This is a genomic window from Streptomyces sp. NPDC046985, from assembly GCF_040644415.1.
Lineage (GTDB): Bacteria > Actinomycetota > Actinomycetes > Streptomycetales > Streptomycetaceae > Streptomyces.
On record NZ_JBEYWK010000003.1, the window covers coordinates 229,289 to 242,756 of the forward strand.

11 protein-coding genes are annotated in these 13,468 nt (G+C 72.1%); 2 read left to right on the plus strand and 9 right to left on the minus strand.

What is annotated here, in order from left to right; genetic code table 11:
* Nucleotides 1-8: 8 nt before the first annotated feature.
* The gene (locus tag ABZ861_RS05600) at nt 9-266 is read right to left on the minus strand and encodes a hypothetical protein (RefSeq protein WP_361624478.1); all 258 of its coding nucleotides are present in this window, start codon (nt 264-266) and stop codon (nt 9-11) included.
* Nucleotides 267-431: 165 nt separating this feature from the next.
* On the opposite strand from ABZ861_RS05600, the gene ABZ861_RS05605 reads away from it, so the two are divergent.
* Nucleotides 432-2,009, plus strand: a complete 1,578-nt coding sequence (locus tag ABZ861_RS05605) for a metallophosphoesterase family protein (RefSeq protein ID WP_361624121.1) — start codon at nt 432-434, stop codon at nt 2,007-2,009.
* A gap of 39 nt (nt 2,010-2,048) precedes the next feature.
* Here the strand turns inward: ABZ861_RS05605 and ABZ861_RS05610 are convergent, their stop codons facing one another.
* Entirely contained in the window at nt 2,049-2,237 is a 189-nt protein-coding gene (locus tag ABZ861_RS05610) for a hypothetical protein (protein ID WP_361624124.1), read from the minus strand.
* Nucleotides 2,238-2,517: 280 nt separating this feature from the next.
* Here ABZ861_RS05610 and ABZ861_RS05615 point away from each other — a divergent pair, with 280 nt between their 5' ends.
* Nucleotides 2,518-4,113, plus strand: a complete 1,596-nt coding sequence (locus ABZ861_RS05615) for a beta-N-acetylhexosaminidase (protein ID WP_361624481.1) — start codon at nt 2,518-2,520, stop codon at nt 4,111-4,113.
* Nucleotides 4,114-4,201: 88 nt separating this feature from the next.
* Here the strand turns inward: ABZ861_RS05615 and ABZ861_RS05620 are convergent, their stop codons facing one another.
* The 7 genes from ABZ861_RS05620 to ABZ861_RS05650 all read right to left on the minus strand — a co-directional run bounded on the left by ABZ861_RS05620 (nt 4,202) and on the right by ABZ861_RS05650 (nt 13,465).
* Nucleotides 4,202-5,989, minus strand: a complete 1,788-nt coding sequence (locus tag ABZ861_RS05620) for an IucA/IucC family siderophore biosynthesis protein (protein WP_361624127.1) — start codon at nt 5,987-5,989, stop codon at nt 4,202-4,204.
* On the minus strand, nt 5,986-6,510 hold the full coding sequence (locus ABZ861_RS05625) for a GNAT family N-acetyltransferase (RefSeq protein ID WP_361624130.1): 525 nt from the start codon (nt 6,508-6,510) through the stop codon (nt 5,986-5,988). Before ABZ861_RS05625 ends, ABZ861_RS05620 begins: the two co-directional genes overlap by 4 nt.
* Nucleotides 6,507-7,790, minus strand: coding sequence for a SidA/IucD/PvdA family monooxygenase (locus tag ABZ861_RS05630; RefSeq protein ID WP_361624133.1), 1,284 nt, complete (start codon nt 7,788-7,790; stop codon nt 6,507-6,509). Before ABZ861_RS05630 ends, ABZ861_RS05625 begins: the two co-directional genes overlap by 4 nt.
* Entirely contained in the window at nt 7,774-9,231 is a 1,458-nt protein-coding gene (gene desA, locus ABZ861_RS05635) for a lysine decarboxylase DesA (RefSeq protein WP_361624136.1), read from the minus strand. Before desA ends, ABZ861_RS05630 begins: the two co-directional genes overlap by 17 nt.
* Nucleotides 9,232-10,165: 934 nt before the next feature.
* Nucleotides 10,166-11,215: an ABC transporter substrate-binding protein gene (locus ABZ861_RS05640; RefSeq protein WP_361624139.1), complete on the minus strand. Its 1,050-nt coding sequence runs from the start codon at nt 11,213-11,215 to the stop codon at nt 10,166-10,168.
* Between the two features lie 135 nt (nt 11,216-11,350).
* The gene (locus tag ABZ861_RS05645; RefSeq protein ID WP_361624142.1) at nt 11,351-12,511 is read right to left on the minus strand and encodes an acyl-CoA dehydrogenase family protein; all 1,161 of its coding nucleotides are present in this window, start codon (nt 12,509-12,511) and stop codon (nt 11,351-11,353) included.
* A gap of 6 nt (nt 12,512-12,517) precedes the next feature.
* On the minus strand, nt 12,518-13,465 hold the full coding sequence (locus ABZ861_RS05650; RefSeq protein ID WP_361624484.1) for a hydroxymethylglutaryl-CoA lyase: 948 nt from the start codon (nt 13,463-13,465) through the stop codon (nt 12,518-12,520).
* Nucleotides 13,466-13,468 lie beyond the last annotated feature (3 nt).

Sequence of the window (13,468 nt, forward strand, 5' to 3'; positions counted from 1 at the left end):
GCCGTCGGTCAGCCGTAGACGATCCGCCGCAGTTGCCGGAGCGACAGCTCCGGGGGCGCTACGGCGCGGTATCGCAGGTCCGTCCCGATCCGTTCGAAGATCTCCGCGTTCACCAGGCCCTGTGCCTGGAGTTCACGGTGGCGGCGGCGGACGAACTCCTCGGTCGTCTCGTCGAAGTAGGCGAGCACGTCCTGGACCACCCGCAGCGCCTCGCCCCGGCTCAGGGGCGTGGACCGCGTCAGATGATCAACGAGTTCGTCGTGCACCCGGTAGATCCTGAAGTACCGGAGTGGCTTTCGCAAGAATCCTGCCCGATTTCGGGCATGCGCCTGTTCAGGCGTCAGTGCGGCGCTGTTCGCCCGCCGGTCACCCGGTGTCCCGCCGCCCGTCTCGCGCGTAGACCATTTTCAGGCACCATGGACATTCCACGTATGGGAGTACCCGAGAAGCTGGCCGAGCGCATGAGCATGGCCGAGCAGCACGCGTACCTGCGGTCGAGGTTCTCACGGCGCACGATGGTCAGAGGCGGCGCGGTCACCCTGGGGGCCGTCGTCGGTGGCGCGTTCGTGCCGGGCGCCGCCGCCCAGGCCGCCGTCCCCGCCGCCGCCCCGACACACGTCCCGTCCCCGGCCGCCGAGACCGTGGACGGCGCCCACGTCGCCCCGTTCGGCCGCCACCTCGCCTTCGGCAACGACCCGCGCACCGAGATCACCGTCTCCTGGCAGGTCCCGGTCGCGGTGGAGAAGCCCTTCATCCGCGTCGGCGCCCACCCCTGGGACCTGTCCCGGAAGATCCCCGCCGAGGTCCGCACCCTCTACACACCGGCCGGCGTGGGCGCGAGCGGCGACCACACGCAGTACTACCTGCACGCCAAGCTCACCCACCTGCGCCCCGGCAGGACGTACTACTACGGCGTCGGACACCAGGGCTTCGACCCGGCCGAGCGGCGCCTGCTGGGCACGCTCGGCACCTTCACCACCGCGCCGGAGTGCAAGGAGCCGTTCACCTTCACCGCCTTCGGCGACGAGGGCGTCGGCTACCACGGCCTGGCCAACAACAGCCTCCTGCTCGGCCAGAACCCGGCCTTCCACCTGCACGCCGGCGACATCGCCTACGGCGACCCGGCCGGCCAGGGCAAGACGACCGACACCGGGTTCGACTCCCGCGTCTGGGACCAGTTCCTCGCCCAGACCGAGTCGGTGGCCAAGTCGGTCCCGTGGATGCCGGCCTACGGCAACCACGACATGGAGGCGTGGTACTCGCCCAACGGCTACGGCGGCGAGGAGGCCCGCTGGAACCTCCCGGACAACGGCCCCGACCGGACGAACCTGCCGGGCGTCTACTCCTTCGTCTACGGCAACACCGCCGTCATCTCGCTCGACGCCAACGACATCTCCTTCGAGATCCCGGCGAACCTCGGGATCTCCGGCGGCACCCAGACCACGTGGCTGGAGGCCCAGCTCAAGAAGTACCGGGCGTCGCGCGACGTCGACTTCGTCGTGGTCTTCTTCCACCACTGCGCCTACTGCACCTCCACCGCGCACGCCTCGGAAGGCGGCGTGCGCCAGGAGTGGGTGCCGCTGTTCGAGAAGTACACCGTGGACCTGGTCATCAACGGCCACAACCACCAGTACGAGCGCACCGACGTCATCAAGGGCGGCCAGGTCGCCAAGAAGCTGCCCATCGGCGGCACGGCCTACCCCGAGACCGACGGCGTGGTGTACGTGACGGCCGGCGCGGCGGGCCGCAGCCTCTACGCGTTCAGCGCCCCGGTCTCCTACGAGGGCCACGAGAACGAGGTCGACTCCGTCGCCTCGTTCGTCAACTTCAAGGAGGGCAAGCAGAACGAGACGGTCGCCTGGTCGCGGGTCCGCTACCTCGACTACTCGTTCCTGCGCGTCGACGTCGCGCCGGCGCCCCGGGGCCGTACGGCCACGCTGACCGTGCGCGGCATCGCCGAGACCGGCGCGCAGGTCGACCACTTCACGGTGGCCCGCCGCGCGAAGTGACGCCTGCCTGGCGACGGCGGGCGGTCCTCCGGGACGCCGTCACAGGCGCCGCCGCACCGCCCGCTCGGCCAGCGTGGACTTCTCGTCCGTGAGCACGGCGGCGCGGTGCGGCGCGCCCAGGTCGCGCGGGCGCCGCAGCAGCGCGTCGTGCGCGACCTCGGCGGCGGGGACGGTGGGTGCGGCGGGGACTGCGGCGGCAGGCGCGGGGGCGGGTGAGGCGGCGGGCACGGCGGCGGGTGAGACGAGCGGGTCGGCGCCCTCGTGTAGCCGCAGCCGCAGCCGTAGCCGCCGCCTGAGCCGTCCCGTCCGGGATCAGCCGCAGGGCGTCGCCGTCGCACGTCCATGTGCCGTCCTTCTGGATGATTTCCGCCGCGGGGCGATTGTTTCACCGCACCTGCGAGAGAGTGCTCTATACCGTCGGGGCTCGACAGGTCCCGATCCGCGTGTGAAGGGAGCGCATGTGAGACGGCATGACGGCACGACTCCCCGCAACCCCCGAACCGCCCGGCTGGCCCGCGTCCGCAGAGTCCTCGGATCGCTGCTGCTGGTCACGGCGGCCGGGGCCTTCGCCACCGGGGCGACGCCCGCCGGGCCGGCGTCCGGCGGCCAGGCCGGTGCCGCGACGCCGCTGGGCCGGTTGGTCCCCGCACCCGCCTCCGCCCAGCCCGGCGGAGCGCCCTACCGCATCACCGCCGCCACCCGCATCCGCGTGGACGGCTCCCGCGAGGCCCTCCGGGTCGGCGGCTACCTCGCGGACCTGCTGCGCCCCTCCACCGGCTACCGGCTGCCGGTGACCGCCCACGGCACGGCCGGGATTCGGCTGCGCCTGGCGAGCGGCTCGTACGGCGCCGAGGGCTACCGCCTGGACAGCGGCCCCCGCGGGGTGACGATCACCGCCCGCGAGCCGGCCGGCCTCTTCCACGGCGTGCAGACGCTGCGCCAGCTCCTGCCCGCCGCCGTGGAGAAGCGGTCCGCGCAGCCCGGCCCCTGGCTGGTGGCGGGCGGCGTCGTCCGGGACGCCCCGCGCTACGCCTACCGCGGCGCCATGCTCGACGTGTCCCGGCACTTCTTCACCGTCGGCCAGGTCAAGCGCTACATCGACGAACTCGCCCTCTACAAGATCAACAAGCTGCACCTGCACCTCAGCGACGACCAGGGCTGGCGCATCGCCGTCGATTCCTGGCCGCGCCTGGCGGCCTACGGCGGCTCCACCGAGGTCGGCGGCGGACCCGGCGGCCACTACAGCAAGGCCGACTACCGGGAGATCGTCCGCTACGCCGCCTCCCGCTACCTGGAGGTCGTCCCGGAGATCGACATGCCGGGCCACACCAACGCCGCCCTCGCCTCCTACGCCGACCTGAACTGCGACGGCGCCGCGCCCCCGCTCTACACCGGCACGAAGGTCGGCTTCAGCTCGCTGTGCGTGTCCAAGCAGCGCACCTACGACTTCGCGAACGACGTGATCCGCGAGCTGGCCGCCCTGACCCCGGGCCGGTACCTGCACATCGGCGGCGACGAGGCCCACTCCACCAGCCACGACGACTACGTGAAGTTCATGGACCGGGTGCAGCCGATCGTCGCGAAGTACGGCAAGACGGTGATCGGCTGGCACCAGATCACCGCCGCCTCCCCGGCCAAGGGCGCCCTCGCCCAGTACTGGGGCCTGGACTCCACCAGCGCGGCCGAGAAGGAGCAGGTCGCCCAGGCCGCGCGCCACGGCACCGGCCTGATCCTGTCCCCGGCCGACCGGGTCTACCTGGACATGAAGTACACCAAGGACACCCCGCTCGGCCTGGCCTGGGCCGGGTACGTCGAGGTGCGGCGGTCCTACGACTGGAACCCGGGCGCGTATCTCGCGGGCGTGCCCGCCTCCGCCGTCCGGGGCGTCGAGGCCCCGATGTGGTCGGAGACCCTGTCCACCTCCGCCCAGGTGGACACGATGGCCTTCCCCCGGCTTCCCGGCGCCGCCGAGCTGGGCTGGTCGCCGGCGGCCGCGCACGGCTGGGACGCCTACAAGGCGCGGCTCGCCGCGCAGGCGCCGCGCTGGGACGCGCTGGGCATCGGGTACTACCGCTCGCCGCAGGTGCCCTGGCCCGCGGGCTGACCGGCACGCGGAACGACGGGCGCCCCGGAGGACCGTACTCCGGGGCGCCTGCCCGTGCGGGGGCGCGGGGATCCGCGCCTGGGACGCTCTACCGGCCCGCGAGGGGGTTGGGCAGGCTGCCGACCAGTTGCAGTGCGCCGGAGGGGTCCGCGAGGTCCACCATCTGCCGGTTGTCGCGCAGTTGGAGCCGGTTGAGGCAGGACAGCGCGAACTCGGGGGCGAACAGGTCGTACTCGCGGAACTTGTCGGCGAGTTCGGGCGTCGACTCCTGGTACTCGCGCGCCACGTCCGCGACCGTCTGCCAGAAGCCGTCCTCCGCCAGGACGCCCTCGGCGGCCAACTGGGCGGCCAGGAAGCGGAAGAAGCAGTCGAAGACGTCCGTGAAGATCGACAGCAGCTTCTGGTCCTCCGGGACGCGCACCCGGATCCGGGCCGCCTCCGGCGGCAGCGCGGCGTCCGGGTCCATCACCACGATCTCCTCCGCGATGTCCTTGTAGATCGCGCGCCGCACCTCGCCGTCCGCCAGGACCAGGATGACGTTCTCGCCGTGCGGCATGAAGGCCAGGTCGTAGGCGTAGAAGCTGTGCAGCAGCGGGGTGAGGTAGGCCCGCAGGTAGCCGCGCAGCCACTGCCGGGGCGCGAGGCCGGAGCGGGCGATGAGCGCGCCCGCGAACGACGCGCCCTCGTGGTCCGTGTGCAGCAGCGAGGCCATGGTCGCCAGCGACTCGCCCTCCTGGAGGGAGGGCGCCGGGCTCTCCCGCCACAGCGCGGCCAGCATCTTGCGGTAGGGCGAGGAGCGGTCCGTGGCCGCCTCGTACTCCAGGTGCCGGTAGCCGACGGCGGCCCGCTCCCGGATGATCGACAGGCCGGTGGACTTCAGCACCGGGTCGCCGTCGACGAGCTTGGCCAGCCAGTCGTTGATCGCGGGGGTGGCCTCCATGTAGGCGGCCGAAAGCCCGCGCATGAAGCCCATGTTGAGCACCGACAGGGCGGTCTTGACGTAGTGCTTGTGCGGGGCGCTGCGGTTGAAGAAGGTGCGCACGGACTGCTGCGCCAGGTACTCGTCGTCTCCCTCGCCGAGGCAGACCAGGAGGCGGCGGGCGACCTCGGCGGCGAAGGTGACGGCGAGCTTGTTCCGCCACTGCCAGGGGTGGACCGGTATGAGGAGGTAGTCGGCGGGGTCGAGGCCCTGGCCGGTCAGCACGCCGTGGAACCGGCGCACCGTCTCCTCGCCCAGCTCCGCGCGCAGGAACGACTCGTACGCGACGCCGGCGCCCGCGGTGAACGCGGCACGGGAGCGGTGCGCGGCCAGCCACACCAGCCGGACGGGCTGCGCGGCCTCCGGGGCGTAGGCCAGGTAGTCGTCGACGCCGTAGCCGAGCCGCCCGTTGTTGGCGACGAAGCAGGGGTGGCCCTCGGTCATGCCGGTCTCGACGTCCTGGAAGGACGACCGGGCCAGTTCGGCGGAGGTCACCTGCGGCTTGGCGAGTTTGTAGCACAGGCCGGCCAGGGTGGAGGAGATCTCCTCCAGGTAGACCGGGAGGACCTCGTCGCTCAGGCCCAGCGTCCGCCGCAGCTCGACGAAGAAGTCCAGGGCGGCGGGCTCCCGTTGCTCGACGCCGTCCCGATGGCGGGTGACGGAGGCCGCGTCCACCTGCCAGTGGTCCAGGGCGTGGCGGGTGGCGGTGAAGCGGTAGGCGGTCCGGCCGTCGTCGCTGCGCACCAGGTAGCCGCCGTCCTCCTGCGGCTCGGGGACGAGCAGCCGCTCGTGCGCGAACTCGGCGAGCGCCTTGCGGATCAGGTGCCGGTTGGCCCGCTCCCAGCGCTCGGGGGAGAGGTGGGCCACGGCGGCGGCGTGCCGCGCTGCGGTCGTCACGCGGTCACCGCCTTCTCGAAGCGCTCGCGGGTGCAGAAGCTCAGCAGCGCCCTCTTCTCCGGCTTCTGGATCTCGCGCTCGGGGACGAATCCGACGGCCTCATTGAGCGCGTGCACGGCCTTGTTGCGCACGTCGGGCTCGACCACGACCCGCCGGGTCGCCGGGTCCGCGAACAGCCGGCGCATCACGGCGGTGATCACGGACCGGGTGAACCCGTGCACCGGTGAGTCGGTCGGCGCGACCAGGAAGTGCATGCCGACGTCCCCCGGTTCCGGCTCGTAGAGCCCGGCCAGCTCGCGGCGGGCGGGGTCGTACGCCTCCATCAGGAAGACCGGCTCGCCGTCGTGCAGGCCGAGGAAGGCGTCGTGGTGCTCGTCGGCGGCGATCTCCATGTAAGCGCGCTCGACGTCCTGGAGCCGGGCGCCCTGCATCATCCAGAACGCGGCCTTGGGATGGGTGACCCAGCCGTGCAGCAGTTCGGCGTCCTTCAGCGGGTCGAGCGGGCGGATCGTGAAGGTCATACGGCGAACTCCTGGAAGGCGATCGACTTCTCGACCGGGTAGTACTCGGCGCCGAGCAGCTCGCGGACGATGTACGCGTTGCGGTACGCGCCCATCCCGAGGTCGGGGCTGGTGATGCTGTGGGCGTGGACGCCGGCGTTCTGGAGGAACACCCCGCGCCCGGTGACGTCGATGGCGTAGTTGCGGCCGATGTCGTGGTTGCCGCGCGCGTCGTAGCGCAGGCGGTGCCGGACGGGACGCAGGAACTCGGGCTCGGCGTACCGGTATCCGGTCGCCAGCACCAGGCCCTCGGAGTCCAGCGCGTACTCCTTGTCCTGCTCCTCCTGACGGAAGCGCAGGGTGTACGTCCCGTTCTGGTACGAGGCTTCGGTGAGCGCGGAGTTGGCGAGCAGCCGGGTGGGGACCGGCCCGGCGAGGTTCTTCTGGTAGAGCAGGTCGAAGATCGCGTCGATCAGGTCGCCGTCGATGCCCTTGAACAGGCCCTTCTGCTGCTCGGTGAGGCGGTAGCGGGTCGGCTCCGGCAGCGCGTGGAAGTAGTCGACGTACTCCGGCGAGGTCATCTCCAGCGTCAGCTTGGTGTACTCCAGCGGGAAGAAGCGGGGCGAGCGGGTCACCCAGTTCAGCCGGTAGCCGTGGACGTCGATCTCGCCGAGCAGGTCGTAGTAGATCTCGGCGGCGGACTGGCCGCTGCCGACCAGGGTGATCGACTCCTTGCGCTGGAGCGCGGCCCGGTGCTCCAGATAGCGGGAGTTGTGCAGGAAGTCGCCGCCCAGACCGCGGCAGGCGTCCGGGACGTGCGGCGGGGTGCCGGTGCCCAGGACCAGCCGGCGGGCCCGGTACGTCTCACCGGCCCCGGTGCGCACCGCGTACAGCTCCTCCGCCTCGTCGTACGTCACCTCGGTGACGGTGACCCCGAAGCGGACGCTGCTCAGCTTGTTCGCGGCCCAGCGGCAGTAGTCGTCGTACTCGACGCGCAGCGGGTAGAAGTTCTCCCGGATGTAGAACGAGTACAGCCGCCCCCTGTCCTTCAGGTAGTTGAGGAAGGAGTACGGGGAGGTCGGGTCGGCCAGGGTGACCAGGTCCGACATGAACGGCGTCTGGAGGTGGGCGCCGTCGAGGAACATCCCCGCGTGCCACGCGAAGTCCGGCTTGGACTCCAGGAAGACGCCCCGGAGTTCGTCGATGGGCTCGGTGAGGCAGGCGAGGCCGAGGTTGAAGGGGCCGAGCCCGATCCCGACGAAGTCGTACGGCTCGGCGGGGGCTTCAGGACGCGCGGTCAAGGGACTCTCCCAGGTACTGCTCGGCGTGGCCGGCGATCAGGTCGAGGACGGCCGCGAGATCGGCCGCCGTCGTCTCGGGGTTGAGCAGGGTGAACTTCAGGTAGTGGCGGCCGCCCGCCTTGGTGCCCGCGACCACGGCGTCGCCGGAGGCGAACAGGGCCTTGCGGGCGTAGAGGTTGGCCCGGTCGATCTCGGCCGGGTCGGTGACGGCCGCCGGGACGTAGCGGAAGACCAGGGTGGACAGAACGGGCTCGACGACGACGTCGTAGCGTGGGTCCGCGGCGAGCATCCGCCAGCCCTCGGCCGCCAGGTCGCACACCTCGTCGAAGAGCTGCCCGACGCCGTCGGCGCCCATCACGCGCAGGGTCGTCCACAGCTTCAGGGCGTCGAACCGCCGTGTGGTCTGGAGGGACTTGTCGACCTGGTTGGGGATGCGCTCGGCGACCATGCGGCGCGGGTTGAGGTACTCGGCGTGGTAGGTCGCGTGCCGCAGAGCAGCCGCGTCGCGCACCAGCAGGGCGGACGAACTCACCGGCTGGAAGAAGGACTTGTGGTAGTCGACGGTCACCGAGTCGGCGCGCTCGATGCCGGTGAGCAGCGCGCGCCGGGTCGGGGAGGCCAGCAGACCGCAGCCGTAGGCGGCGTCCACGTGCATCCAGGCCCCGAACCGGGCGCACAGCTCGGCGATCTCCGGCAGCGGGTCGATGGAGCCGAAGTCGGTGGTCCCCGCGGTGGCGACCACCGCCATGGGGACCAGCCCGTCGCGGCGGCAGCGCTCCAGCTCGCGGGCGAGCGAGACCGTGCGCATGCGCTTGGCCTGGTCGACGGGGACGCAGACGACCGCGTCGGGTCCCAGGCCCAGCAGCTTCGCCGACTTCTGCACGCTGAAGTGGCTCATCTCGGAGGCGAAGATCCGCAGCCGGTCGAGCGAGACCGTCCCGTCCGGCCCCGGCTTGGCCTCCTCCCGGGCGAGCAGCAGCGCCTGGAGGTTCGACTGGGTGCCGCCGGAGGTGAACACGCCGTCGGCGGCAGGGCCGAGGCCGATGCGGCCGGCCGTCCAGTCGACGAGCTTGCGCTCGATCAGGGTGCCGCCCGCCGACTGGTCCCAGGTGTCCAGCGAGGAGTTGACGGCGGACAGGACGGCCTCGCCGAGCACCGCCGGGATGACGACCGGGCAGTTGAGGTGGGCGACGTAGCGGGGGTGGTGGAAGTACACCGCGTCCCGCAGGTAGACCTCTTCCAGCTCGTCCAAGACCGCCGCCGTGTCGCCCAGCGGCTGGTCGAGGTCGATCCGCTCGATGCGCGGGGCGAGGGCGTCGACCGTGACGCCGCTGAACGGGCTTTTGGTCGCGACGAGTTGGGCGGCCACCCGCTCGACTCCTTCGGTCACGGAACGGCGGTAGTGCTCCGCGGTTCTGTCGTTGAGCAGGTGGGAGCGCATCAGGAGGTCCTCCGGGAGGTGGGGGGTCCGTGGCAGAACGAGGGCGAGGACGGGAACGGGAGCCGGGCGAGGGGACGGGAGCGACGGCAACCGCGGGCGAGCCCGCGTCTACTTAGGTAAGCCTAACTTAACTTACCCCCCCTTGTCCGCAGGGCCCTGGTGATCGCTGCGAGGGCTGTGAGGCGGTGGGGCGGGGAACTGGGCAGGGTGTTCGCCCAGTTCAGGGGAGATGCGGGGGGTGCGGGGGACGCGCCGGTGGCGCGGGGGCGCTTTGCCGGGCGTGTGGGTGCGCGGTGGGGCGCTCGGGCGCGCGGGGGGCGAGGGCGCGACGGGGGGGGGGAGGGCGCGACGGGGGGCGGAGGGCGCGAAGGGGGGGCGCGGGGCGCGGCAAGGGGTGTGTAGGAAGAGCGCCTAGGGGGGTGCGCCGGAGAAGGTGCGGCGGCCAATGCCCTTCAGGGCTGCGCAGTGAGCCGGAGCAGGGCATGTCGCACCTGCTTGGCCGGGTCCTCCGGGGGCCCGCGCCGGGTTCGGCGGGGCCGAAGAGACGCTCGGGCGCGCAAGCCGCTCTCTGCGAGGCCGACCCAGCAGCCAGCGGCGGGTGACTCAGCGCGATCCGACCCAGCGCGATCCGACCCAGCGCGCTCCGGGCCCAGCGGGACCCGCGCCCCAGCGCACCCTAGGGCCGGCGCGCCCCGCGCCCAGCGGGACCCGCGCCCGGCCCACCCCGGGACCGACGCGCCCCGCGCCCAGCGGGACCCGCGCCCGGCCCACCCCGGGACCGACGCGCCCCGCGCCCAACGCGATCAGGGCCCGACGCGATCCAGACCCAGCGCGATCCGGGCCCAGCGCCGACAGCGGCGCCGGGCCCGGACGCGGGGGAGGCGGAAGGCGGGGGAGGCGGGAGGAGGGGAGTCCCGGTCGGCGGGACTCCGGGTCAGGAGACCTTCTTCGCGTTCTCGATCGCCTTGGCGAGGTCGTCCAGAAGCGGAGCGCACTTGTCGTAGGACAGGATCGGTTCGGGGTTGCGGGCGACGACCTGCCGGGCCGTGACGGCGGGGAGCTTCTTCCAGGTGCCCTGGGTGATGTCGCCGGGCTGGAGCGCCGAGGAGCGGTTGTCCAGCATGATGACGTCCGCCGGGTACTTGTCGACGTTCTCCCAGCTCAGCGACTCGAACCAGCCGCCGCCCTGCGCCTTGGCCTTCTCCGGCGGCTCGACGAAGTTCACCCCGAGGGCCTTGAAGTACTCCAGGTCGACGGAGAGGTGGGAGCCGGAGACGTAGAACAGGTCCTGACTGGCGGAGCCGGCCATCACCTTGATGTGGGGCTTGGCCTTCGCGGCGGCGCGCAGCCGGGCGGCGGCGGCCTCGAAGCGCTTCTTCGCCTGCGTGACGCGGTCGGCGCTCACATCGCCGCCGAGCGACTTGGCGAGCGCGAGCATGCGTTCCAGCGGCTGCGTCAACTGGCGGTCGTAGACGGAGACGCCGACGCTCGGGGCGCCCACCGCGAAGATCTTCTTCTTCGACTCCTCCGGGACGTACCAGAGGGTGCCGGCGGTGTCGAACATCGTGGAGACGAGGAGGTCGGGCGCGAGGCCCGCGTACTTCTCGATGTTGAACTGGCCCCACTCGTTGCCGAGCACCGTCACCTTGGAGACGTCCAGATCGCCGGCCTGGACGTCGGGCTTGCCGTCCTTGGTCGTCGTGGGGCCGAAGACGCCCTTGACGCCCACGCCGTAGTCGTGGAGCGCCGCGGCCGCGCCGACGAAGGCGACGATCCGCGAGGGGACCCGGTCGGCCTTGGCGGTCTGCCCGCGGTCGTCCTCGAACGTCCACGGGCCGGACGCGGCCGCCTTCTTCGGGCTGCCCGAACCGCCGTTTTTCGCGTCGCCGTCGCCGCAGGCCGCGAGCGCGGCGCCGAGGCCGAGGGCGCCGCCCGCGGCGAGGACGCCGCGACGGGAGAGGTGGGGGAGACGGGCGTTGGGCATGGAGGCGACTGCTTTCGAACGGGGCGGAGGAGCCCGCCGGACAGGTTCGAAGATAGGTTAGCCTAACCTTGCTTCTTGTCCAGGGGCGGCCCGCTCCCGTCCGCCCTGCTCAACGGCCCGCGCGCCGTGGGCAGATCAGCCTGCCAGGCCCAACTCCCTTGCGATCAGCATCCGCTGGACCTCGCTGGTGCCCTCGCCGATCTCCAGGATCTTGGAGTCGCGCCACATCCGGGCGACCGGGTACTCGTTCATGAAGCCGTAGCCGCCGTGGACCTGCGTGGCGTCCCGGGCGTTGTCGACGGCGATCGTCGACGAGTACAGCTTCGCCACCGCCGCCTCCTTCTTGAACGGCTCGCCGGCCACCAGGCGGTAGGCCGCGTCACGCCAGGCCAGCCGGGAGGTGTGGGCCTTCATCTCCATGTCGGCGATCTTGAACTGGATCGCCTGGTTGGCGCCGATCGGCCGGCCGAAGGCGCGGCGCTCCCTGGCGTACTTCACCGACTCGTCCACGCAGCCCTGGGCCAGCCCGGTCGCCAGGGCCGCGATGGCGATGCGGCCCTCGTCCAGGATCCGCAGGAACTGCGCGTAACCGCGGCCCTGTTCGCCCAGCAGGTTCGCCGCCGGTACGCGCACGTCCTGGAAGGACAGCTCACGGGTGTCCGAGGCGTTCCAGCCGACCTTGGAGTAAGCGGGCGCCACCGAGAAGCCGCGCGTGCCGGAGGGGACGATGATCGCCGAGATCTGCGGCCGCCCGTCGGCCTTGCGGCCGGTGACCGCCGTGACCGTGACCAGTCCCGTGATGTCCGTGCCCGAGTTGGTGATGAAGCACTTGGTGCCGTTGATCACCCACTCGTCGGTGTCCGGGTCCAGGCGGGCCGTGGTGCGGGTGGCGCCCGCGTCCGAGCCGCCGTCCGGCTCGGTCAGGCCGAAGGCGCCGAGGATCTCGCCCGCGCACAGCCGGGGCAGCCAGGTGCGCTTCTGCTCCTCGGTGCCGAACAGGTGGATCGGCATGGCGCCCAGGGAGACGCCCGCCTCCAGGGTGATGGCCACGGACGAGTCCACCCGGGCCAGCTCCTCCAGCGCGATCCCGAGCGCCAGGTAGTCGCCCCCCATGCCGCCGTGCTCCTCGGGGAACGGCAGCCCGAACAGGCCCATGCGGCCCATCTCCCGCACGATCTCGTAGGGGAACTCGTGCCGCTCGTAGAAGTCGCCGATCTTGGGCGCCACGACGTCCTGCGCGAACTCCTCCACTGTGCGGCGGAGTTCCTCCAGCTCGGGGGTGAGGCGGTGGTTCATCGTCGATCACTGCTCCTTGGGGGACAGGGCGCGGAGGGTGCGGGAGGGGCTGGGGCGGCCGAGCCGCTCGGCCATCCACGCGCTCGTGGCCGCCAGGCGGTCCAGGTCGACCCCGGTGTCGATGCCGAGGCCCCGCAGCATCCACACCAGGTCCTCGGTGGCGAGGTTGCCCGTGGCGGACTTGGCGTAGGGGCAGCCGCCGAGGCCGCCCGCGGAGGCGTCCACGGTGGTGACGCCGTGCTGGAGCGCGGCCAGGGTGTTGGCCAGGGCCTGCCCGTAGGTGTCGTGGAAGTGCACGCCGAGGGCGTCAGTCGGCACGCCCGCCTCGTTCAGCGCGGACAGCAGCTCCTGGACATGGCCCGGGGTGGCCACGCCGATCGTGTCCCCGAGGCTCAGCTCGTCGCAGCCCATGTCCCGCAGCGCGCGGCACACCCGGACGACCTGGTGGACGGGGACCGCGCCCTCCCACGGGTCGCCGAAGCACATGGACAGGTAGCCGCGTACGTGCACGCCCGCGTCCTTCGCGCGCCGCACCACCGGCTCGAACATCGCCAGCGCCTCGGCCACCGTGCGGTTCAGGTTGGCCTGGGCGAAGGACTCGGTGGCGCTGGCGAAGACGGCGACCCGGGACGCGCCCAGCGCCAGCGCCCGCTCCAGGCCGCGCTCGTTGGGGACGAGAACGGGCAGGGCCGCCGGCAGGTCGCGGACCAGCGGGAACAGCTCCTCGGCGTCCGCCAGTTGGGGGACCCACTTGGGGTGCACGAAACTGGTGGCCTCCACCGTGGTCAGGCCCGCGTCGGCGAGGCGGCGGATGAACTCCGCCTTCACCTTGGTCGGCACGGTCGCCTTCTCGTTCTGCAGGCCGTCGCGCGGGCCGACCTCGTGGATCCGCACCCGCGCGGGCAGACCCGGGGACGGGACGGCCATCGGCAGCGCCGGGCGGGGGCCGCTCATGCC

Bases quoted from the DNA above. Each gene is read 5' to 3' on its own strand.
- desA (WP_361624136.1), bottom strand. From the start codon at position 9,231: ATGCGCTCCCACCTGCTCAACGACAGAACCGCGGAGCACTACCGCCGT.
- ABZ861_RS05605 (WP_361624121.1), top strand. From the start codon at position 432: ATGGGAGTACCCGAGAAGCTGGCCGAGCGCATGAGCATGGCCGAGCAG.
- ABZ861_RS05625 (WP_361624130.1), bottom strand. From the start codon at position 6,510: ATGACCTTCACGATCCGCCCGCTCGACCCGCTGAAGGACGCCGAACTG.
- ABZ861_RS05645 (WP_361624142.1), bottom strand. From the start codon at position 12,511: ATGAACCACCGCCTCACCCCCGAGCTGGAGGAACTCCGCCGCACAGTG.
- ABZ861_RS05650 (WP_361624484.1), bottom strand. From the start codon at position 13,465: ATGAGCGGCCCCCGCCCGGCGCTGCCGATGGCCGTCCCGTCCCCGGGT.
- ABZ861_RS05640 (WP_361624139.1), bottom strand. From the start codon at position 11,215: ATGCCCAACGCCCGTCTCCCCCACCTCTCCCGTCGCGGCGTCCTCGCC.